Annotated in this window: 17 protein-coding genes and 1 riboswitch; of the genes, 3 read left to right on the forward strand and 14 right to left on the reverse strand. The window is 41.3% G+C overall.

The annotated features are described in order from the left end of the window. Positions 1 to 337: 337 nt before the first annotated feature. The 5 genes from BLU58_RS12555 to BLU58_RS12575 form a co-directional block, all read right to left on the reverse strand. Positions 338 to 748 (reverse strand): hypothetical protein, encoded by a 411-nt coding sequence (locus tag BLU58_RS12555; protein WP_093292593.1) that lies wholly within the window; start codon positions 746 to 748, stop codon positions 338 to 340. A gap of 159 nt (positions 749 to 907) precedes the next feature. Beyond that, positions 908 to 1,894, reverse strand: a complete 987-nt coding sequence (locus BLU58_RS12560; protein ID WP_093292595.1) for an electron transfer flavoprotein subunit alpha/FixB family protein — start codon at positions 1,892 to 1,894, stop codon at positions 908 to 910. A gap of 18 nt (positions 1,895 to 1,912) precedes the next feature. After that, entirely contained in the window at positions 1,913 to 2,692 is a 780-nt protein-coding gene (locus BLU58_RS12565; RefSeq protein ID WP_093292597.1) for an electron transfer flavoprotein subunit beta/FixA family protein, read from the reverse strand. Between the two features lie 34 nt (positions 2,693 to 2,726). Beyond that, positions 2,727 to 3,326, reverse strand: a complete 600-nt coding sequence (locus tag BLU58_RS12570; protein ID WP_093292599.1) for a TetR/AcrR family transcriptional regulator — start codon at positions 3,324 to 3,326, stop codon at positions 2,727 to 2,729. A 145-nt stretch (positions 3,327 to 3,471) separates the two neighbouring features. After that, positions 3,472 to 5,178 (reverse strand): long-chain-fatty-acid--CoA ligase, encoded by a 1,707-nt coding sequence (locus BLU58_RS12575; protein ID WP_093292601.1) that lies wholly within the window; start codon positions 5,176 to 5,178, stop codon positions 3,472 to 3,474. A gap of 218 nt (positions 5,179 to 5,396) precedes the next feature. On the opposite strand from BLU58_RS12575, the gene BLU58_RS12580 reads away from it, so the two are divergent. Then, positions 5,397 to 6,671, forward strand: coding sequence for a BaiN/RdsA family NAD(P)/FAD-dependent oxidoreductase (locus BLU58_RS12580; RefSeq protein WP_093292603.1), 1,275 nt, complete (start codon positions 5,397 to 5,399; stop codon positions 6,669 to 6,671). A 17-nt stretch (positions 6,672 to 6,688) separates the two neighbouring features. Further along, positions 6,689 to 8,086 (forward strand): RsmB/NOP family class I SAM-dependent RNA methyltransferase, encoded by a 1,398-nt coding sequence (locus BLU58_RS12585; RefSeq protein WP_093292605.1) that lies wholly within the window; start codon positions 6,689 to 6,691, stop codon positions 8,084 to 8,086. 103 nt (positions 8,087 to 8,189) lie between these two features. Here the strand turns inward: BLU58_RS12585 and BLU58_RS12590 are convergent, their stop codons facing one another. The 4 genes from BLU58_RS12590 to BLU58_RS12605 all read right to left on the reverse strand — a co-directional run bounded on the left by BLU58_RS12590 (position 8,190) and on the right by BLU58_RS12605 (position 12,504). Further along, entirely contained in the window at positions 8,190 to 9,560 is a 1,371-nt protein-coding gene (locus BLU58_RS12590; RefSeq protein ID WP_093292607.1) for a DCC1-like thiol-disulfide oxidoreductase family protein, read from the reverse strand. A 16-nt stretch (positions 9,561 to 9,576) separates the two neighbouring features. Beyond that, complete coding sequence (locus tag BLU58_RS12595; RefSeq protein WP_255404712.1) at positions 9,577 to 10,158, reverse strand: DUF5819 family protein; 582 nt, start codon at positions 10,156 to 10,158, stop codon at positions 9,577 to 9,579. A gap of 245 nt (positions 10,159 to 10,403) precedes the next feature. After that, on the reverse strand, positions 10,404 to 10,844 hold the full coding sequence (locus BLU58_RS12600; RefSeq protein WP_093292611.1) for a hypothetical protein: 441 nt from the start codon (positions 10,842 to 10,844) through the stop codon (positions 10,404 to 10,406). Between the two features lie 475 nt (positions 10,845 to 11,319). Beyond that, positions 11,320 to 12,504, reverse strand: coding sequence for a multidrug effflux MFS transporter (locus BLU58_RS12605; RefSeq protein ID WP_093292695.1), 1,185 nt, complete (start codon positions 12,502 to 12,504; stop codon positions 11,320 to 11,322). Positions 12,505 to 12,726: 222 nt separating this feature from the next. On the opposite strand from BLU58_RS12605, the gene BLU58_RS12610 reads away from it, so the two are divergent. Beyond that, the gene (locus BLU58_RS12610; RefSeq protein ID WP_093292613.1) at positions 12,727 to 12,933 is read left to right on the forward strand and encodes a hypothetical protein; all 207 of its coding nucleotides are present in this window, start codon (positions 12,727 to 12,729) and stop codon (positions 12,931 to 12,933) included. Between the two features lie 72 nt (positions 12,934 to 13,005). Here BLU58_RS12610 and BLU58_RS12615 read toward each other — a convergent pair whose 3' ends face one another. From BLU58_RS12615 to BLU58_RS12635, 5 genes are all read right to left on the reverse strand, one after another. Beyond that, positions 13,006 to 14,295: an MFS transporter gene (locus BLU58_RS12615; RefSeq protein ID WP_093292615.1), complete on the reverse strand. Its 1,290-nt coding sequence runs from the start codon at positions 14,293 to 14,295 to the stop codon at positions 13,006 to 13,008. Between the two features lie 123 nt (positions 14,296 to 14,418). After that, a complete protein-coding gene (locus BLU58_RS12620; protein ID WP_093292617.1) occupies positions 14,419 to 15,996 on the reverse strand; it encodes a M2 family metallopeptidase in 1,578 nt (525 codons plus the stop codon). Between the two features lie 24 nt (positions 15,997 to 16,020). After that, positions 16,021 to 17,028: an aromatic acid exporter family protein gene (locus BLU58_RS12625; RefSeq protein ID WP_093292619.1), complete on the reverse strand. Its 1,008-nt coding sequence runs from the start codon at positions 17,026 to 17,028 to the stop codon at positions 16,021 to 16,023. Between the two features lie 154 nt (positions 17,029 to 17,182). Continuing rightward, positions 17,183 to 17,497, reverse strand: coding sequence for a YbjQ family protein (locus tag BLU58_RS12630; RefSeq protein ID WP_093292621.1), 315 nt, complete (start codon positions 17,495 to 17,497; stop codon positions 17,183 to 17,185). A gap of 68 nt (positions 17,498 to 17,565) precedes the next feature. After that, a complete protein-coding gene (locus tag BLU58_RS12635) occupies positions 17,566 to 19,395 on the reverse strand; it encodes an APC family permease (protein ID WP_093292623.1) in 1,830 nt (609 codons plus the stop codon). A gap of 7 nt (positions 19,396 to 19,402) precedes the next feature. After that, positions 19,403 to 19,541, reverse strand: a riboswitch (cyclic di-AMP (ydaO/yuaA leader). Positions 19,542 to 19,864 lie beyond the last annotated feature (323 nt).

A 19,864-nucleotide genomic window follows, 5' to 3' on the forward strand; every position in this document is an offset into this window, starting at 1 on the left:
ATATATTCTCCATTTCTCATGGTATTGGATTCTTACAAATAAGTAAGGAACTTGAAAGGTAAATCACTAGGAACAACGAGGAAATCCGAGTAAAGTAAAGGTAAGAACAACATGGGGGTGAAGACATGAAGGTAATCAAAACAGTTGCAGAAGTGATCTTTAATGTTCTGACAGGGAAAGAGAGAGGCGGCATCTAAAAGTGAGTACAATGAGCAATCAAATATGAGGGACATTCTAAATAAAACATAGAATGTCCCTCTTTGCATATACATCGCTTCGCCCAGGTAACTGACTCTACATCAAACCCACAAGCGTCATTATCCCACCTACCGTACATCTAGGGAAAGATAATATCTAGTTGTCCAAATATGCTTGCGGAGGAAAGTTCATCTTTAATGTCTACGTTATATCTACCCGCTTTCATATTCGTAAATGTAGATTTCCCTCCGATTAGATTATGGAAAGTGGTACAAGCCTTTGTTTGATCATTGCACAACCGAACCCACAGCTTCGAATAATCAGTAAATCTCTTCTTTATTCCAGAGCTATTTTTGCTATAGAGGGGCTTCACCAGCTCAATCTGGATACTACTTCCACTATTCTCATTGCCAATAAAGCCGTCCCACTTGCCATCCTCTGTTTGGAAAGAATAACGTGGAACACTTGCATTCGCGGAACCTATTCCAACTGTAAAAATAGTAGCAGCAGAAATAGCACATACACTTAAAATGGAAACCGCTTTTTTCATTTGTTTTACTCCTTAGAAGAAATAGAATAGAAAAACTTTATACATTTAACCTATCACTTGAAATAATTTTTGTCTAGCATGGTATCCACAGAAAGATTTTAGTAGTCTAGATCAATAAAAAGACTGTAGACCATCACAGTCTACAGTCCAAGCAAATACCTACTTACCTACTAATACCTTCTTCAATTCCTCTGTCAACATCGGTACCACAACAAACAAATCGCCTACGATTCCATAATCTGCTACTTGGAAGATCGGTGCTTCTGGATCTTTGTTGATCGCGACGATGGTTTTGGATGCGGACATACCAGCCAAGTGCTGAATCGCTCCGGAGATCCCAGCAGCGATGTAGAGGTCTGGTGTTACCACTTTACCCGTTTGGCCGATTTGGAGAGCGTAGTCACAGTAACCAGAGTCACAAGCACCACGAGAAGCGCCAACTGCACCGCCCAGTAGATCAGCTAATTCTTTTAATGGAGCAAAGCCATCTTCACTCTTCACTCCACGACCACCTGATACGACAACTCTTGCTTCGGAGAGGTCCACACCGTCTGTTGCTTTCTTCACAACTTGCTTTATTATGGTTCGTAATAAAGTCGGGTCAAAATCTACAGATACTTCTGTCACAGTTGCTGTGCGAGTGGTATCTGCATCAAGTGCCACGATATTATTTGGACGAAGGGTAGCAAATACGGTTTCGTCCTCTTTAAATGCCTTTTTCACAAAAGCTTTTCCTGCATAAATCGGGCGAGTGAAGACCAATTCGCCGCCCGTTTCTTCTAAAGCGGTTACATCGGAAACGAGACCGAAGCCAAGACGTGCCGCAATTCGAGGACTTACGTCTTTTCCGACTGCTGTGTGTCCTGTGAAAATTGCTTGTGGTTCTACTGTTTCGATAATTTTCTTTACTGCTTGGAAGTATGCATCAGTCGTATATTGATCCAGTTTAGAATCGGTCACCACTACTACTTCATCTGCACCATGATGGGCAAGTGCATTGGCGTGATCTTTTGCAAAGCTTCCCAAGACTGCCGCTACTACTGTGCCACCTTGACTTGCAAGTCGTGCTGCTGCTAAGCTCTCAAAAGCCACATTCCGAAGTTTTCCTTCACGAACATCTGCTAGTACGAGTATTTTTTTGCTCATGTTGATCCCCCCAGTTCTTTAGATCACTTTCGCTTCGCTCTTTAATAGTTGAACGAGCTCTGTTACTTGATCAGCAAGTTCTCCTTGTAGGATTTTCCCTGCATCTTTCTTAGGAGGTAAGTAGATTTCGAGCACCTTTGTTTTGGCTTCCATCTCTTCTTCCTCGATATCAAGGTCATCGATTTCGACTTCTTCTAAAGGTTTTTTCTTCGCTTTCATAATCCCCTGAAGCGACGGATAACGTGGCTCGTTCAATCCTTGTTGAGCAGTTACGAGAAGGGGTAGCTTGGATTCGATGACTTCCATGTCTCCTTCAACGTCTTTCTCAACAACTACCTTTTCACCCTCTACTGTCAACTTCGTAATCGTGGAGATATGAGGTATATTTAAAAGTTCTGCCAACCTTGGACCTACTTGTGCAGAACCATCGTCTACTGCCATCGCACCTGCAAGAATGATATCAAACTCCAGCTCTTGCTCTTCAATCGCTGCTTTAATGATTTTAGCGATACTATACTCATCTAGGTCACCATCAAAATCTTCTGTACTAATCCATACACCTTTATCTGCACCCATGGCAAGGGCCTTACGCATCGAAGCTTCTACACGCTCTGGACCAACCGTTAAAATCGTTACTTCCCCACCATGTTCTTCTTTTAACTTAATGCCTTCTTCCACAGCATATTCATCATAAGGGTTAATTACGAATACTGCGCCATCTTCCACGACCACACCATTTTCAATCGTGATCCGCTCTTCGGTGTCAAATGTTTGCTTCAAACAAACTAGGATATTCATGAAGAGATCCTCCTGTGCTTTTGATAGATAACGCTTACATCTCGCGCGTCTGGTTACCAATCCCGCATACAAACAACTCTAAGATTGGGTCCACTTGGGAGAGCAAACTATATTTGCGATCGTTCATGATCCAAGATGTCACAGTCTCATCAATGGTACCAAAGATTAGTTTGCGAGTCATGCGAACATCTAAATTCGAACGATACAAACCTTTTTTTATCCCATCTTCGACGATCCGGTCAATCATATCCAAGTATCGCTTTAAAATCTGTCCAATTCCTTTGCGAACTTCTGGATTTGATTGACGTAACTCGATCTGTGTTACAATCGCAAGCTCACGATCACTCTCCAAATACGCAAAGTGAAGGCGAATCAGCTGATGTAACTGTTCAACTGGTGAATCGAAGTGCTGAATTGCTTCCTCCGCCTCGCTGATAAATGAACCCATTTTCTCGCTAAATAGAGAGATCAGCACATCGTCTTTGTTTTCAAAATAGAGGTAGATTGTACCATCTGCGACTTTGGCCTCACGAGCAATCTTCGAAACCTGCGCATTATGATAACCAAATTCTGCGATAACTCGCACTGCAGCATCGATGATCGCTTCGTATTTTTCACCAGTCCGTTTCGCCATGGGATCGAAATTCCTTTCTGCATAGACAATAATGAATGATTATTCATTCACTATTATTGTATGGATAAATAAAACGTTTGTCAACGCACACAAATATGAAAAACCTAACATCATATCCATTCCGGATGCTAGGTCACTCATTCATCTAATTGGCTTCTTTTATCTCTTCTTCGTATTTCTTCTTCTCTTGCTCTTGAAGGACACGACGGAGAACCTTGCCAACAAATGTCTTGGGTAACTCATCACGGAATTCATATAAGCGTGGGATTTTATATTTTGCTAGTTTTTCACGACAGTACTGATCTAATTCCTGTTCTGTCAATTTGATTCCCGGCTTTAACACGATAAATGCCTTCACTGTTTCCCCTCGATACGGATGAGGAACCCCTACAACTGCCGCCTCTTGAATGGCTGGATGTTCAAATAAAACTTCTTCCACTTCGCGTGGGTAAATATTATATCCCCCGGCAATAATCATATCTTTCTTTCGATCCATCACAAAGAAATATCCCTCTTCATCCATACGGACAATATCACCCGTACTAAGCCATCCATCTGGTGTTAGGACTTTTGCCGTTTCGTCCTCACGATTCCAATACCCTTTCATCACCTGAGGACCTCGAACTTGAAGCTCTCCAATCTCACCCACTGGAAGTTCCTCGCCCGTTTCTGCATCCACTACTCTCGCTTCTGTATCAGGCCACGGAATACCAATCGTCGATGATCGAACACGATCCCATATTAAATTCGAATGCGTTACAGGAGATGTTTCCGTCATCCCATAACCTTCTACCAGCCTACCCCCTGTTAACTTTTCAAATTTTTCTTGTACCTCTACGGGAAGTGCCGCCGAACCACTTACACAAGCATCAATCGAAGAGAGGTCATATTTTTGAATATTGGGATGGTTAATGATAGCCACATACATCGTAGGTGCACCTGGGAACAAAGTAGGACGCTCTTTTACAATCGTTTTCATAATCATGTCACAGTCAAATCGAGGAATCAGAATCATTGTCGCCGCTTGATACATGGCATAATTCATAACAACTGTCATCCCATAGACATGAAAAAACGGGAGGACACCTAAGATTTTTTCTGTTCCACGTTTCACCTTGTATAGCCAATAGGATGCTTGTATGCTATTTACAATCAAGTTTCGGTGGGTCAGCATAGCCGCTTTGGAAAGGCCCGTCGTTCCACCTGTGTATTGAAGCAAAGCTACGTCATGGATTGGATCAGTCTCGGGCGTGATTACCGGAGTTGGAAGCGCTTTCGAAATGAGGCGCTTAAAAGCATGTGTATCCTGATCATACTCATGAGTCAGTTTTATGCCGTCTTTCCACAGTTTTAGTGGATAAAGAACATTTTTGGGAAAAGGTAAATAATCCTTGATACTGGTCACAATGATACGTTTTAACCCAGTCTTTGATTTTACATTTTGGACTTTTGGTAACACCAAGTCGAGGCATATAATCGTTTCAGAACCTGAATCAGTTAGTTGGTGCCCTAATTCTCGTTCCATATAAAGCGGATTTGTCTGAACGACAATCGCTCCGATAAACAGCGCCCCATAATACGCGATGACGGCTTGTGGACAGTTCGGTAACATGATCGCAACTCGTTCTCGCGGCTTAACGCCAAGATCTTTTAACGAGTTCGCAAAACGATAAGATTCTTCTAACAATTGTTCATAAGTAAGTTTTTTGCCCATAAAATGAACCGCATCTCGCTTAGGAAAATCCCTTGCGGCATCGATCAAGAATTGGGTTAGTAGTACATTTGGATAGTCAATGGTTGCTGGTACATTTGATGGATACTGTTTGAGCCATACTTTTTCTGCATACGACATAGGGACCCTCCTGTCATGAATGAGTATTCACGTCATCCATCCAATTTCCTTATTCTTATTTTAGCTAATTTTTATACGCTTTTGAATCACTTTATTAAAAAAAGACGTTTTTTTGATCGTTTCTTATGCTCCCCTTCCCAATTCTCATGGGGTCTTCTACAATAGGGAAAGTTAGGAAAAGCTAAACATAGCTATATTGAACCTAAAAGGAGCGCTATATGAAATACGATGTGATTGTCATTGGTGGAGGCCCTTCTGGTTTAATGGCCAGTGCTGCCGCTGGGATGCATGGGGCAAAAGTGCTCCTACTTGATAAAGGAGATCAACTTGGACGTAAACTCGCGATCTCTGGCGGTGGACGTTGTAATGTTACCAATATAAAAGATATAGATGAACTTATCCGGTTTATTCCAGGAAATGGACGATTTCTCTACAGTGTTTTTTCTGTATTTAATAATTGGGATATCGTACACTTTTTTCGTGAACTAGGTGTCGAATTAAAGGAAGAGGATAATGGGCGAATATTTCCGGTCAGCGATAGTGCCAAATCTGTGGTACAAGCCTTAATCCGAAAAGTAAAAGAAGGCGGTGCACACATCCGTGTCAACACTCCCGCCCGTCAAGTACTCTACCAGAATGGACAAGTAATCGGTGTAGAAAGTATGAGCGGAGAAATTTTTCATGCGAACCAAGTAATCATAGCAGTTGGTGGCAAATCGGTACCTCAAACGGGTTCCACTGGTGATGGGTATGCTTGGGCGGAAGCAGCTGGCCATACGATTACTGAACTATTCCCGACAGAAGTACCTCTTACCTCTAAAGAGCCTTGGATCCTTGATAAATCCATGCAGGGTCTATCATTGCGGGATATCACCGTTACCGTTTGGAATGCAAAAGGAAAGAAAGTAGTAAGTCATGATGGAGATTTGCTCTTTACCCACTTTGGGCTTTCTGGCCCGACTGCTCTTCGTTGCAGCCAATTCGTCATCAAGAATCTAAAAAAATTTGTCGTTCCGACTACCTTACTAACCATCGACGTAAAACCAGCAGATACCCATGATGAAATCGAGCAAGAGATTCGTAAACTAGCGGAGGAAAGTCCGAAGCGGGCATTCCGGAACGCCCTAAAAGGATATCTACCAGAAAGAATGATTCCTGTGTTATTTCAAATGCTAAGTCTCTCGGATACTTTAAGTTGCACACAAACATCGAAAGAGGTTCAGCGTAAGGTGGCTGAGCATATCAAAGCATTCCCAGTCCATATCAACGGAACCTTACCACTTGATAAAGCTTTTGTTACAGGGGGAGGTGTCCATATTAAAGAGATCGACCCGCGTACCATGCAATCTAAGTTGATGACTGGTCTCTATTTTTGTGGAGAAATCTTAGATATTCATGGCTACACAGGTGGCTATAACATCACTTCCGCCCTATGTACTGGATACGTATCAGGGAAAAGTTCTGCCGAACACATTGAGAACCTACTTACATAGAAAAGAGGGGAGCTCCTATGTCTCCGACTATTCCATCGATATTCTTAGAACAGATGAAAGAGCGACTTCAAGACGAATATGATGCCTTCCTTGCTACTTATGAACAGGCACCAGAGAGAAGTTTTCGTATCAATCGCTTACGTACCACACCCGAAAAACTATTAGAGGAACTACCTTTCACTACGCTAGAGAACGTCCCTTGGTGCCCAGAAGCCTACTACTATCAACACGAGGTAGATCGTCCTGGCAAGCACCCTTTTCATGCGGCTGGCGTCTACTATATCCAAGATGCCAGTGCGATGTCTCCTGCCGAAGCGCTTGAGGCAAGGCCGGGGGAAACGATTTTAGATCTCTGTGCAGCTCCCGGAGGAAAAACGACACAAATCGCATCGCACATGAAAGGAGAAGGAATCTTAGTTGCCAATGAGATTGACGGCAAACGAATCAAGGTACTTGTCGAAAACCTAGAGCGTTGTGGGGTCCCCAATGCAGTTGTCCTAAATGAAGATCCGAATCATCTTACGGATCGCTTCTCTCAATTTTTTGATCGAATCTTAATTGATGCTCCCTGTTCAGGCGAAGGGATGTTTCGAAAAGATGACGAATCAGGAGAGCGCTGGAGCCCTCGTCTCGTCGAAAAGTGTGCAGAGCTACAGATGGAGATTCTTCGCGCGACAGCTCCTATGTTAAAGGACGGAGGAAGACTCGTCTACTCAACTTGCACCTTTAACCCGATGGAAAATGAAGAGGTAGTTGCTTCTTTTCTCAGAGAGTTTCCTGAATTTAATCTCATTCCAGTTCCGCAAGCCCCCCATTACCAACCTGGACGGCCTGATTGGATGAAAAATCCAGATCCACGCTTAGCTCTAGCAGGTCGCCTATGGCCTCATCATCTACGCGGTGAAGGTCATTTTGTGGCTGTACTTCAACAGAGAGACTCCGAGACCTCTCGGAAAGCAAAAATCGGTAAAACAGCCTCTATCCCCAAGGATCGAAAAAAGCTTTATGATACTTTTGTTCAAGATCACTTACTCGATTCTTCTTGGACCGAAGGGGAGTTCACACTATATGGAGAGCATCTCTATCGGATCCCATCTGGCTTTCCTTCGCTTAAAGGATTAAAAGTAGAGCGTCCCGGAATGCATCTAGGCCAAATTAAAAAAAGTCACTTTCAACCATCCCATGCTTTCGCCCTTGCCCTGCAGAAGGATAGGGTAAAACGTATACGTAATCTAAGCTGGGACGAGGATGATTTACTCTTATATCTACAAGGAGAAACACTTCCCGATCAACAAAACGGCTGGACTCTAGTAACGGTAGACGGGTATCCTCTCGGCTGGGGCAAAGCTTCTGGCGGACTGCTAAAAAATCACTATCCTAAGTGGCTGCGCTGGGAGAAATATCGCACGATTTAATTGAGAAAATGACTGGAAACGAATCCTATGAACGGATTTGCCTACAGTCATTTTCGCGTTGAATAGTCCTCTTGAATCATTAGAGTTATCCCTTACCTGTCTCCTACTCTGCCAAGTGAATCTTACATTCTTCTGGGTCATCACAACCACCGCTTGGAATAATAATTCTTCGATCAGCGATAAATTTATATAGTTTTTGTCCAAAACCACACCATACGGATAGATATAGAATCGGAAGGAGGCCCCACATGGGAATCACTCTTTTGGAGATCTGGATGAAGGAATAAATTCCTACTTTAACGTCCTTATCTCCCTTTTTCTTACTATGAATCATTTCCTCTAATGCTTCGATAGACAAATGATTCTCCCGAACGACACTCTCTTCTCTAAATGAAACAAAGTTCACTAACTCTAAGCAATCCATTCTCCGCAACTGATTCGTCGTCTTGGTACAAAATGGACACCATCCATCATAGAAGACTGTAATTTCTTGCATGCGTATGCCTCTGACTTGTCCAATCCTTCTAAAAAAGGCTCGAAACTTTGATCCGATAAGGTCTTTCATCCTAATCAACGCCCGTCGGATCCTGCGATATTCATCATCTGAAAAGATAATCAAATCAGCGATAATCATAACCGCTGAAAAGGTAATTAATCCCATCCCTACTGCAATTCCTAAGTGGAAGAAAAAGATGGAAAATACAGCTATATACTTTGTCGTTCTATTAAAAAGCATGAATGGAAACGCGAGCTTAACCCAAATGGATAGATACGTAAATATCACTAATAACCATTCATGACTAGCCAGTGTGTGTTTGAGTAAAGGAGTTGAAAACTGATCGACTTGCATAATGTAGTATAGGGCAGTTCCCTGATTCCACACTTCCCCCATCATTTGATAGCTACCCGCTGTGAAGTAAAGAATACAGACCTGAATGATACAAGCAAGCACCCCGAAATTATGAAATAATGTGGAAATCCGATATTTGTAGCGATCGGCATCCTTCTGACGCTTCTTCCAGAAATTTTTTGAATCAAACGAGAAGTAGGCTGTATTCTGTGTAAACATCATATATACAAGCAACACTCTTAAGAGATTGTCTCCCCCATCATCCAGAAACCCATTTCGCTGAAGAATGGAGTATGTGAAAATAAAGAAAAGAACAGAAGTAACACGACCCTTATATCCTAAAATATATAAAATCGTTATTACAATCCCTAGATAAAACAAAATATTAAACATAAGTGGACTCGAAGCAAATTGATAGATCGTAAAGTACCCCTGAGAGTACATCTTCGAATCAAGTGCTCCACCTGTAAACCATAGAAAATATCTTTGTTGATAATGGATACAATAAAAAAAGAGCATGACGAGCCCAAAACCAATTCGAGCCAAGCTAGTTCCAATCAAAAACCTTTCTTTATAAACAAAATCTAACCAAGTTCCCCGCAACGTACGCACTGATGACATCATTCTAGTCTCCCCCTCCTCACCATGAAATGACAGGCTCAAATTTCATCCATTCCAAATCTTCATGCGTACGCTCTTTCTTAAAATTTTTATCTAGTCTTTTAGAAAATGGCACTGCCTGTTCATGCACAATCCGTACCCGAACCGAATCGATTTGTTTATCAGAAAAATATTTTTCAGCAGTAGCAAAGGCAAATCGATATAACAGTGATTTCATTCTCTCTCGGCTCTCTTTCGCCCTCTTCTCTATATCTTCTAACATCAACGACTGTTCTTTCGTCATATGTTTTTTATCCAATTTACTAACGAATTTAAGTTCTTCGTCATTCATCCCATTCATCGTAGTAGCTGCCGTCAATGGAATTCTCACAATTCGATTCATCGGACTAAAGTAATTCTTGTAATTTGCCTTTAACATAGGAGTGGTAATATCAAACCAGTCGCTAGGTGTTGAAGAATCTTTAAATTTCAACTGCATATATACGACATCATTCCGCATCAGAGGATTCGGCGAAAACAAATGCCAATTCTGCGTAAATAGGGGGCTAACATAAGTATTAACAATAGGACTTATCTCATTTGATATTGGATTCTTTGGCATGACATGAAGAGTTATTAAGAAAAAATGAATAAACAGAGCGATTGATAAAAAGATTGGAATTGTATAAACGACTACTTTCCTACATAAAGTCCATACCACTCTATTCACACTCCCACCTATTAAGTATCTGACATCGTATCATTTAGGATTCTGGTAGATAGATATACAGGCGAATCGATCACTCAAGTTTATTCGCCTGTATATCTAGGAAAATCTACATTCAATCCTGTTGAAAAAACTATGCCCTATTTGTCAAATGTTATTTCACCAGCACTCGCATTTTTATTCAAGGTATCTGCCTTACCACCCTCACCAAAGAATCCTAAGCAGTCAGCAACGTCACCGGCCTTTGTGAGACCATCAAGTGCATCCCATGCTTGCTTGGCAGCCATTCCCGTCCATTGGTCACCTGCTACTTCACCAACGGCGTCAGTTACCTTTGATCCTGTCGAAAACACTGCACCTGCTATACCTTTCGCTGCACCCCACACGGATCCGGCTGCATTTTTCACTCCGTCAACGATGTCACCTAAAAAGTTAGGATTTACTTCCGCTTGTGTTTGTGTTCCAAATTGGGATGAACTAGTAGCCGTCAATGGCGCTGCACTCGCACTCGCAGATCCGAATGTCATCATACTCCCGGCAACTGCTACACTCATCATAACCGCCAATACTTTCTTCTTCATATCCAACTACCTCCATCATGTTTTTAAGATAGATCCTGAATCTACAAAAGGATTAGTAAGAACCATTAGAGTATATAATCCTTCCCCTCTCACCTCCAATCACCCTCATTTTAAATGTTCTAAACATTCCCTATCGCAAGATTCAGCACCAAGTTAACTCGCAACAATAATTTGCTTTATCGAGTTAACTTGGTGCTACTCTATTCTAGAAAAATAATCAAGTCAATAGATCCATTCTATATATAAACACATTTTTATAATTAGACACATTTATACAAAAAATATAGCCATAATTAGCTATATACCTCGATAAACTCATTTATATAAAATAAAATTGAATAAATATTGCCTAAGAAATGAACGAATTAAAATTCTAACCAACACACTAAATATAATAAAGATAGGGATGTCTCAAAAATGGACAATCCATTCTTAAGACATCCCTATCTTTATTAACACGCATGACTCTCTCCTATCAATCCAGTTCCCATCTATTGTCAGTTAAATGAGAAGGTCTAACGAAGAAATAATAGCAACCCATAGCGCCCATCCCGCATAATGTCGTGATGATTCCTAGTGGCACAACCGTATACTCACCGGCCATCCCGACGAATGGAGCCACTATTCCACCCAATGTGAGTGATATAACACCTAAGACAGCAGCGGCACTCCCTGCTGATTTCTCTTGGCTTTCCATCGCAAGTGAAAAACCTGCTGTTGAAACCACACCTACACTTGATACAACAAAAAATAAAGGGATTAAAATCACATAAAGTGGAGCTTGATTTAAGAAAGCGATGAATAGCAAACCACCGCCGGACGCAGACGTAATAAGTCCTGTCTTAAATAAAGCCCGCTCTGAAAATCTTCCTGCCAATTTACCCGTTACCTGACTCGCAAGCATAATCCCTACTCCATTAATCGCAAAAATAATACTAAACGTAGTCGCAGTTCCATGATAGATGTTCTGCACGATAAACGATGAACCCGATATATAGGCAAACATCGAAGCAAACACTAGCCCCTGACAGAGCGCATATCCCATAAAAGTACGATCTCGTAAAATTCGAGAATAGCTTAGCAAAGCCGGACGAACTCCGCTTTGAGCGCGATTCTCAGCAGGAAGTGTATCGGGAAGCCCGCACACCACGATACCAAACATAGAGAGTCCAATGATACACAGTACAACAAAAACACCTTGCCATGGCATAAAGCCTAGTAATTGAGCCCCCATAATGGGTGCTAGAATCGGTGCCAATCCGTTAACCAAAGCGAGTAACGAAAAGAATCTTGTTAGCTCAGTCCCTACATACAGATCACGAACCACAGCACGTGAAATCACAAGCCCCGCCGAAGCAGTTAACCCTTGAAAAAATCGCAATAGCAAAAACATCCATATCGACGGACTCCATATACATAATAAAGATACGATTCCATATGATAATAGCCCAATTAACAAGGGTTTCCTTCTTCCAATCATATCACTAAGTGGGCCTAGAAATAATTGTCCCACACACAGCCCTATTAAAAAGAGCGTAAGGCTCATTTGAACCAATGAAGGACTTGCTTGAAATTCATTTGCAATCTCTGGAAAAGCAGGTAGATACATATCAATAGATAAGGCCCCAAATGCAGAGAGCCCACCTAAAATAATCGCCATTTTCCAACGGTTTGAAGAAGACTTCTGATCTTGATTATTATTATCAATTAATGTCTCGATGATAGTCTCCTCCTTATTAGTCATCTATTAAGATTACTACGGAAACCGAAAAACGTAAATGGAAAGTCGACAAAAATCAGTTACTTTTTGTTCGCGTTTCTAGGGTTTTTGCATAGAAATATATGGAAATCACGTACTCCCCATTGGAAGGTTGACAAAAATATGAAGCGCAATCCAATACAAAAGAACGAATTATATCCACATATCCAGCTATCTATGGGCATGATCGATCCAGACTATGTACACATTAATCATTTTTTACAAGATCCTAAAGATGATACAGAGGCCTCAACCGCTCAGGAGACAAAAGAAGAAGGAGACAAACACTCTCCACATATTCAAGTTCACTTTCATTCAAGGCAAGAGTGAAGAGGGGTGCAGTTCACAGTATGTGTGAGCCGCACCCCTCTTCTATCATCCATGATATACTTCGTTCGTTTGTTACTTTGATTCTTTCTCCATTTCTATTTCAGTCTGAGCCATCTGTACGAAATCTGGTTTGGGAGCAGATAGTCGGAGAAGGGGCAGAAGAAAAAAAACACCCAACAACATTAACATCCCTGAAATTTGATAGATCCATACAAGAGACATACTTGCCTTTAAAAATCCTGTAATACTCATCATAAGGACCATTGCCCCTATAAAGAGAGGGGTTAAGATTCCATTCACCCGGCCAATAAAATCGGCTGTGGTATGTTGCATAATCAGCGTATTAATCCCGATTTGAATAATTGGCATACCCATACCAGCAAAAAACTGTGCGATTAGAGTGATCCATAGTACCTCTGATATGCCCGAAAGTGAAATGACAACAGCATTTACTATCAGACCTATCACCAACAATCGTTGTGGAGCTATTTTCTTCGCAGCCAAGAGAGCTACGGCACCACCTGCCAACATACCAATGCCACTAACCGTAATCAGCCACTGAAGATTTTCTTTAGGCAAGTGTAGCTTTTCCGTCACAAGGAAAATCGCCAAAGGTTGAATTAACCCAATCGAAGTCCCCGCCATAAAGAAGGTTCCGCCTAGAGATCTCAAAATCTTGCTGGAGAGAACATATTTAATACCTTCCCTCATCTCTTGAACAAGAGATGACTGGTCTTCTGCTTCTTCTTTTATTTCAGAATCAGCCGGTAAAAAAACAAGTGCGACCGCGGAAAGTAAAAAGGCAACCACGGTAATACTAATAGCGGTATTAATCCCAAACTGCTGGAACACAAACGTTCCTAGGATCGGTCCTAAGATCATAAAAATAGAAAATAATGATTGATACAGTGACATCCCCGATTGCATATATTCTGCTGGCACATGAATCTTAAATAGTTTCATCCCTGATGGTTGTGAGAACTGGGAGAGAATGGCCGAAAATAACATTGCGAAAAAGAGGGCTTTCCACGTAAAAAACAAGAGAGCAATCAATACGAAAAAGATCGAGATGGCACTTAAAACATCACACCAAATCATCGTCTTCTTCGGTCTCCAACGATCAGCAAATGTTCCTCCAACAAAAGAGAACAGAAATATCGGAGCAAATTCAGCCACAGAGATCATCGACACAGCCAATGAGTCACCGTTGGTTTGCTCCATTACATACAGCAAAATGGCATAATTTCGAACCCATATGCCTATTTGTAAAAACAATCCCGAAACCAAAATCGCTTGGACAAAACGATTCCGAAAGAGAGAGGTTATTTTAGGTGATGATACGTTTTCTTGATAGGTATCCATATACTACGTCCTTTTCTGATAAAGATATTCTTTTCATCAAACAAGTGGTTCAGTGAAATAAAGAAGAAAGGCATTCCCTCTATTAGAATACCTTTCGTTTCCTACTTTAAATCTTTAATGACCTTACTCGTTCACAAATTGGGTAACAAAATGCGCTGGATTCAACGATTCACCAGTCGCATTTTCAATTAATTTAGACCATCCGTCCCGATCACCAGGGAAAAAGACCTCTTTCAAGAACCATTTACCGACCTCTTGATTAAAGTAAGTAGAGCTTACATGTTGCTTGATATATTGATCGAATTGGGAAGCAGTTAGTTCTCCTAATAGATAGTTTTGATAATATGCTGGTGCAATTGTAAAGTGAATTTTAGAGGCCCAATGCGGCTCATCTACACGGTTAGGTGGTTCCACAAATTGAACTTCTTTTACAATCTCCCACCATAATTTGCTAAGGTCTTGGTCTGGATTGTGATAAAGCTCACGTTCAAAACGGACGAAGGTGATAACCCAGCGTGCTGTAATCAACATCTGACGTTGCTGCATTTTCTCTAAACCAAGTAAGATTTTATCAACCTCGCCCCCATCTACTTGTGCAATTTGCGACAACCATTCCCGGTTCTTTACAAGTCGACCGAAGAACATCGCTACAGCTTCCGTTGTGAAAATGTGGGCGGGTGTACGTAAAAGAAACGGGATTTTCCGATCAATATATTTATCATATACCGCATGGCCGTATTCATGGAGCATCGTTTCCATCCAGTACTGGTTATCACGAATATTGCATAACACCCGCACGTCCCCTTCTCGATCCATGTCCAGACAGAAAGCATGTTGATTTTTCCCTTCACGTTCGTAGAGATCGCTCTTAGCTAGCATGTCACGAATCTCCATCCCCATTGATGAAAATGTATCAACCGTTAACTTTTCAATATTCCTTCCTTTTAAGAACGGGCTAACATCTACACCTGGTACCACAGGCGCTTCTTGAAAAAAAGGATCTTTATAATGCCATGGTTGCAGGCAGGCATCCGAAGGTAATCCATATTGGCTACGCAACTCATCATCCATCTCATTCTTCATCGCTTGGAACGGGCCATCTGTTAACTTCTTTAGATCATCAAAAATCGTGAAAACCTCATCACGATCCAATTCTTGTAATTCAAATGACATCTGGTGGAAATCTTCGAATCCTAAACTTTGTGCTGCTTGATTACGTACACGAACTAGCTCCAACAATCCAGGGGATACCTCCTGCCCGATCGCCTTGCTAGCCTGCCATACCTTCTCGCGTAAAGCTACATCTGTACTAGTAAGAAGGATTTGACGCACTTGGTTCTCTGTCCATTTCTCTCCATCCACTGTAGCGCGAAATGTGTTAAAAATATTGCTTAACTTAGAGGATAATGTAACCATCTCTTCTAAGGTCTCAGCCGGAAGCTGATTTTCTAGTGCCGATTGATATAGACGTTCGTATTGACGTCGCTCAATCGAACCCTCTGGAGTCAAAGCCATCTTTTCCTTCAGTACAGCAAATCGTTTGGGGTCCGAACAGTATAGACGATACTGTGACTCCGCTTGTATTTCTTTGTCCTGCCAATCTTGGGAACCCGTTGTATTTACCATCCAGATAGCTTCTGTCATCGCAGAGGATAATTTTTGTAGGTGGTTATTTTCTTCCTGTAAAAAACGATCAGTCATCTTTTTCTCCTCTATTCTCTCTCTTTAGTTAGGTGATGGGTCCATCTTCTTAGTCGATGAATTGTTAGATGAATCAGGAGTTGATTTCTTTTGGGTCAATGCTTTTTTGATAATAAGATAACGTTTCATTTCTCCTACAAAGAAATATAAACAAGCCCTCGTTTCGAATTCGATACGATCTACTGGGAGAGGTTGCTCACGAAACTCTCGTTTCATCTGTTCTAGTCGCTCTAAATAGATATCGGCTGTATTTCCAGGATGGATGGCATCCGCTAATTCTTCCAAAAAGATAGCAATCTGTTGACTTTGATCACATGTATGATTCAACATGGATACGGTTGGCATAATTCGTTCCATGATCTCAAATTGCTTCTCCCTCATTTGGAAGTATCGATGCATAGCTTTTTCTTCTTCTGCACTATGGTTCTCAATGTTATGCAATGCCATTTCTTTCGCTTCTTTGATCCATTCTGCCGTTTCCATCAGTTCTTTGCCATCCCAATTACTTTCACCATATCGTAGATAAATAGCCATCTCTCGAAAAATCCGCTTAAAATTTTGTTCAATCTTACGTTGAGATTCAAGCAGTTTCTTTTCAGAGCTAGGCATGTAACTATTCACTATAAATGCAACCAAAATCCCAATCACAATAATCCCTAATTCATTGACCATGACATGCCAATCAATATGTTGCAAAGTGTATAAATGAGAAATGATGACTGAGGCAGCAGGAATCCCTTCTTTTGCCTTGAGCCCTACCATGATTGGAAATGTGATCAATAATAAAAGAGTAATCGTCCATGGATGATATCCGAAATTCTCAAACATCAACCAACTAATCATCAAGCCAATTACGCTTGTCAAGAAACGTTCCCACGCTGTTTCATACGAACTCTTTCGAGTCTGTTTGATACAGAGGATCGTAATGATTCCAGCACCTGCGTAGAAGTCAAGCTGTAAAAATTGTGCGATCGCAATCGCAACACCTGCACCAACCGCACTTTTAATCGTACGGTAGCCAATTTTAAACACTTTTTTCACCTCAATCGTAATAATACGAATGTACCCTATTTCCCTATAATACACAATCATATTGTGACGAAAGGTTGAATGACTCAAACTAATAGAAAAATGACCTGAGTACCAACTATACTCAAGTCATTTCCATGAAATGCATCAAACCCATCTATTTATTGATTCTCACAGCAGTACCTGTTGCAATACACATCAACATACCACCAATCGTTTCAAAATCCAAGTCCACGCCTATAACGGCATCTGCACCCTTACGACGCGCTTGCTCTTGCATTTCTTGTATAGCGATTTCCCTTGCCTCAGCTAGCTTCCCTTCATAAGTACCGCTTCGCCCTCCAAAAAAATCCGTAAGCGAGGCCATAAAGTCACGAACCACGTTTGCCCCTAAAATGGTTTCACCACTTACAACTCCTACATAATCTGTAATTTGATATCCTTCTAGGGTGTTAGTTGTTGTTACCAACATAGGAAAGCCTCCTTTAATGTGAATGAACTACCTTATTCTTTCCCACTTGTTTGCCTTTCAAACCGCCATTACTTTTTCAGTTGATATGGCACAATAGTGATATGCACATTTTTCACTTTGAGCAAGTACGCAATAATGAGTAGACCTGATTGGTTATGAAGCAGACGGTGCCACCATTTCTTCGTCACAAACTGCGGCACGATAACTGTCATCGCTGAACCACTTTGATCCGCTTTTTCTCTCATCGCCTCTAAGAAATCACCTAGTGGTTTGATAACACCGCGATAGGGAGAATATACCGTAATAAGTTGTACTCCAGTTCCCCATGCTTCCCAATCGCGCTTTATCTTCTCGATACTCTCATGGCTATATCCGATATAAACCGCTATTGCATCTTTGGATATAGACTTTGCATAAAGCAACGATTTTTCCACCACTGTCGTAATCCCTGATACAGGGATAATCACCAGATTACCTGTTTTGGCCAAGTTCATTATCTTTACAGATTCATCAATCCGTAGTTGCTCTGCTACAGCCACATAATGCCGGTGGATCTGATGGAAAATAAATACCACAACCGGGACAAAGATGAGAGAAAGCCATACCTGACCAAATTTTGTAACAAAGAAAATAGCTAGGATGAGATAGCAGATCAGTGCTCCTAGTAAATTAACTGAGAACCTCCAACCCCAACCTTTTGGTTTCGTTCGAAGCCATTTAAAAATCATGCCGGTTTGTGATAAAGCAAACGGAATAAACACACCCACTGCATAAAGTGGAATTAAACTTTCTGTCTGCCCCTTAAATAGGATAATCAGGAGAATCGATGCCATCCCTAAGGTAATAATCCCGTTGGAGTAACCCAAACGATCCCCTCTAGCAGTAAAGGCTCTAGGCATATACTTATCTTTAGCCAAGTTGTAGGCAAGAAGTGGGAATGCTGAGAAGCCAGTGTTTGCCGCTAATACTAAGATCAATGCAGTCGTAGATTGGACGAAGTAATACATAATGTCTCTTCCAAAAACAGACGCGCTTAACTGCGACATAACTGTCTCTTTCCCAGAAGGGGCAATTCCATACCAATATGCTAAAAAGACAATACCGGAGAAAAGCACAGCCAGAATAATGCCCATACACGTTAAAGTAAAGGCTGCATTTCTCGGGGCGGGTTCTTTAAAGTTTGGAATCGCATTAGAGATCGCCTCTACTCCGGTTAAGGCCGAGCATCCAGATGAAAATGCCTTTAGCAGTAAGAAGAAACTAATCCCCATTACAGGTGTGCCAATAGCGGTGTGTGCAGTTGTTGTAGCATGTCCTGTCAGGATTTGATAGATTCCTGCGATAATAACAATCACAAGCGCAAGAACAAATAAATAAACGGGATAGGCCAAGATGGTAGCTGACTCAGTTAGTCCCCGTAAATTTAATAGTGTAATGAGTGCTACTAATAAAATAGCGATCTGTACGGTATATGGATGTAATACAGGGATTGCTGAGGTAATAGCATCTGTCCCTGCTGAAACACTAACCGAAACGGTTAAAATATAGTCAACGAGCAAAGAACCTCCGGCTATCAAACCATAATTGGTACCGAGGTTTTCTTTTGCCACCATGTATGCTCCGCCGCCATTTGGATATGCATAAATAATCTGCCTGTACGACAAAATCAGCACAGCTAATAAGATCAGAACTCCCACAGCAATGGGAATCGAATACCAGAAAGCAAGTACACTAATCGTGGCAAGGACAAGTAAGATCTGCTCAGGACCGTAAGCCACGGAAGAAAGTGCATCTGAAGAGAGAATTGCTAATGCTTTTAAATTGGTAAGCTTTTGATCATGTAGTTCATTTGACTGCAAAGGTTTACCAATTAAAAGTCGTTTCAACTTATAAAGCATGTTTTCCTATTCCTCCCATGTGCGCTTACGAGGTTAGCTGACGGATTCGGATTATGAGAGTAACCCTACCTTAGACAATACTAAGGATTCACCCCAAATTTGGTTCCCCCGCTCCTTCTATATGAAGGATTAAGCGACTAGTTGCTGTTATTTCATTTGCTAATTCGCTTATCATACTCCCATCTATTTGAGTTGTAAAGGATAATGTTTTTGTTTTTATTTTGATATACTTTTATTTTTAAACGAATCATAATTAGCTTATCCTAATCGGTATTTATTTATAAAAAGGAGTGGCAGAATGAGTATACAACTTGATGCAAATACGATCTCCCTGTAGCTCATGCAAGAACAACACTCAAAAGAATTGTATCAAACCGTAAAATTGAACGGATTGGTGGGGTCAGAGAAGGAACTCTCCGTAATGATCGGCAGTTACCAAATGGACGAATCCGAAATGCCGTATTTTGGA

Origin of the sequence: Thermoactinomyces sp. DSM 45892, from assembly GCF_900107305.1 — a bacterium.
Lineage (GTDB): Bacteria > Bacillota > Bacilli > Thermoactinomycetales > Thermoactinomycetaceae > Baia.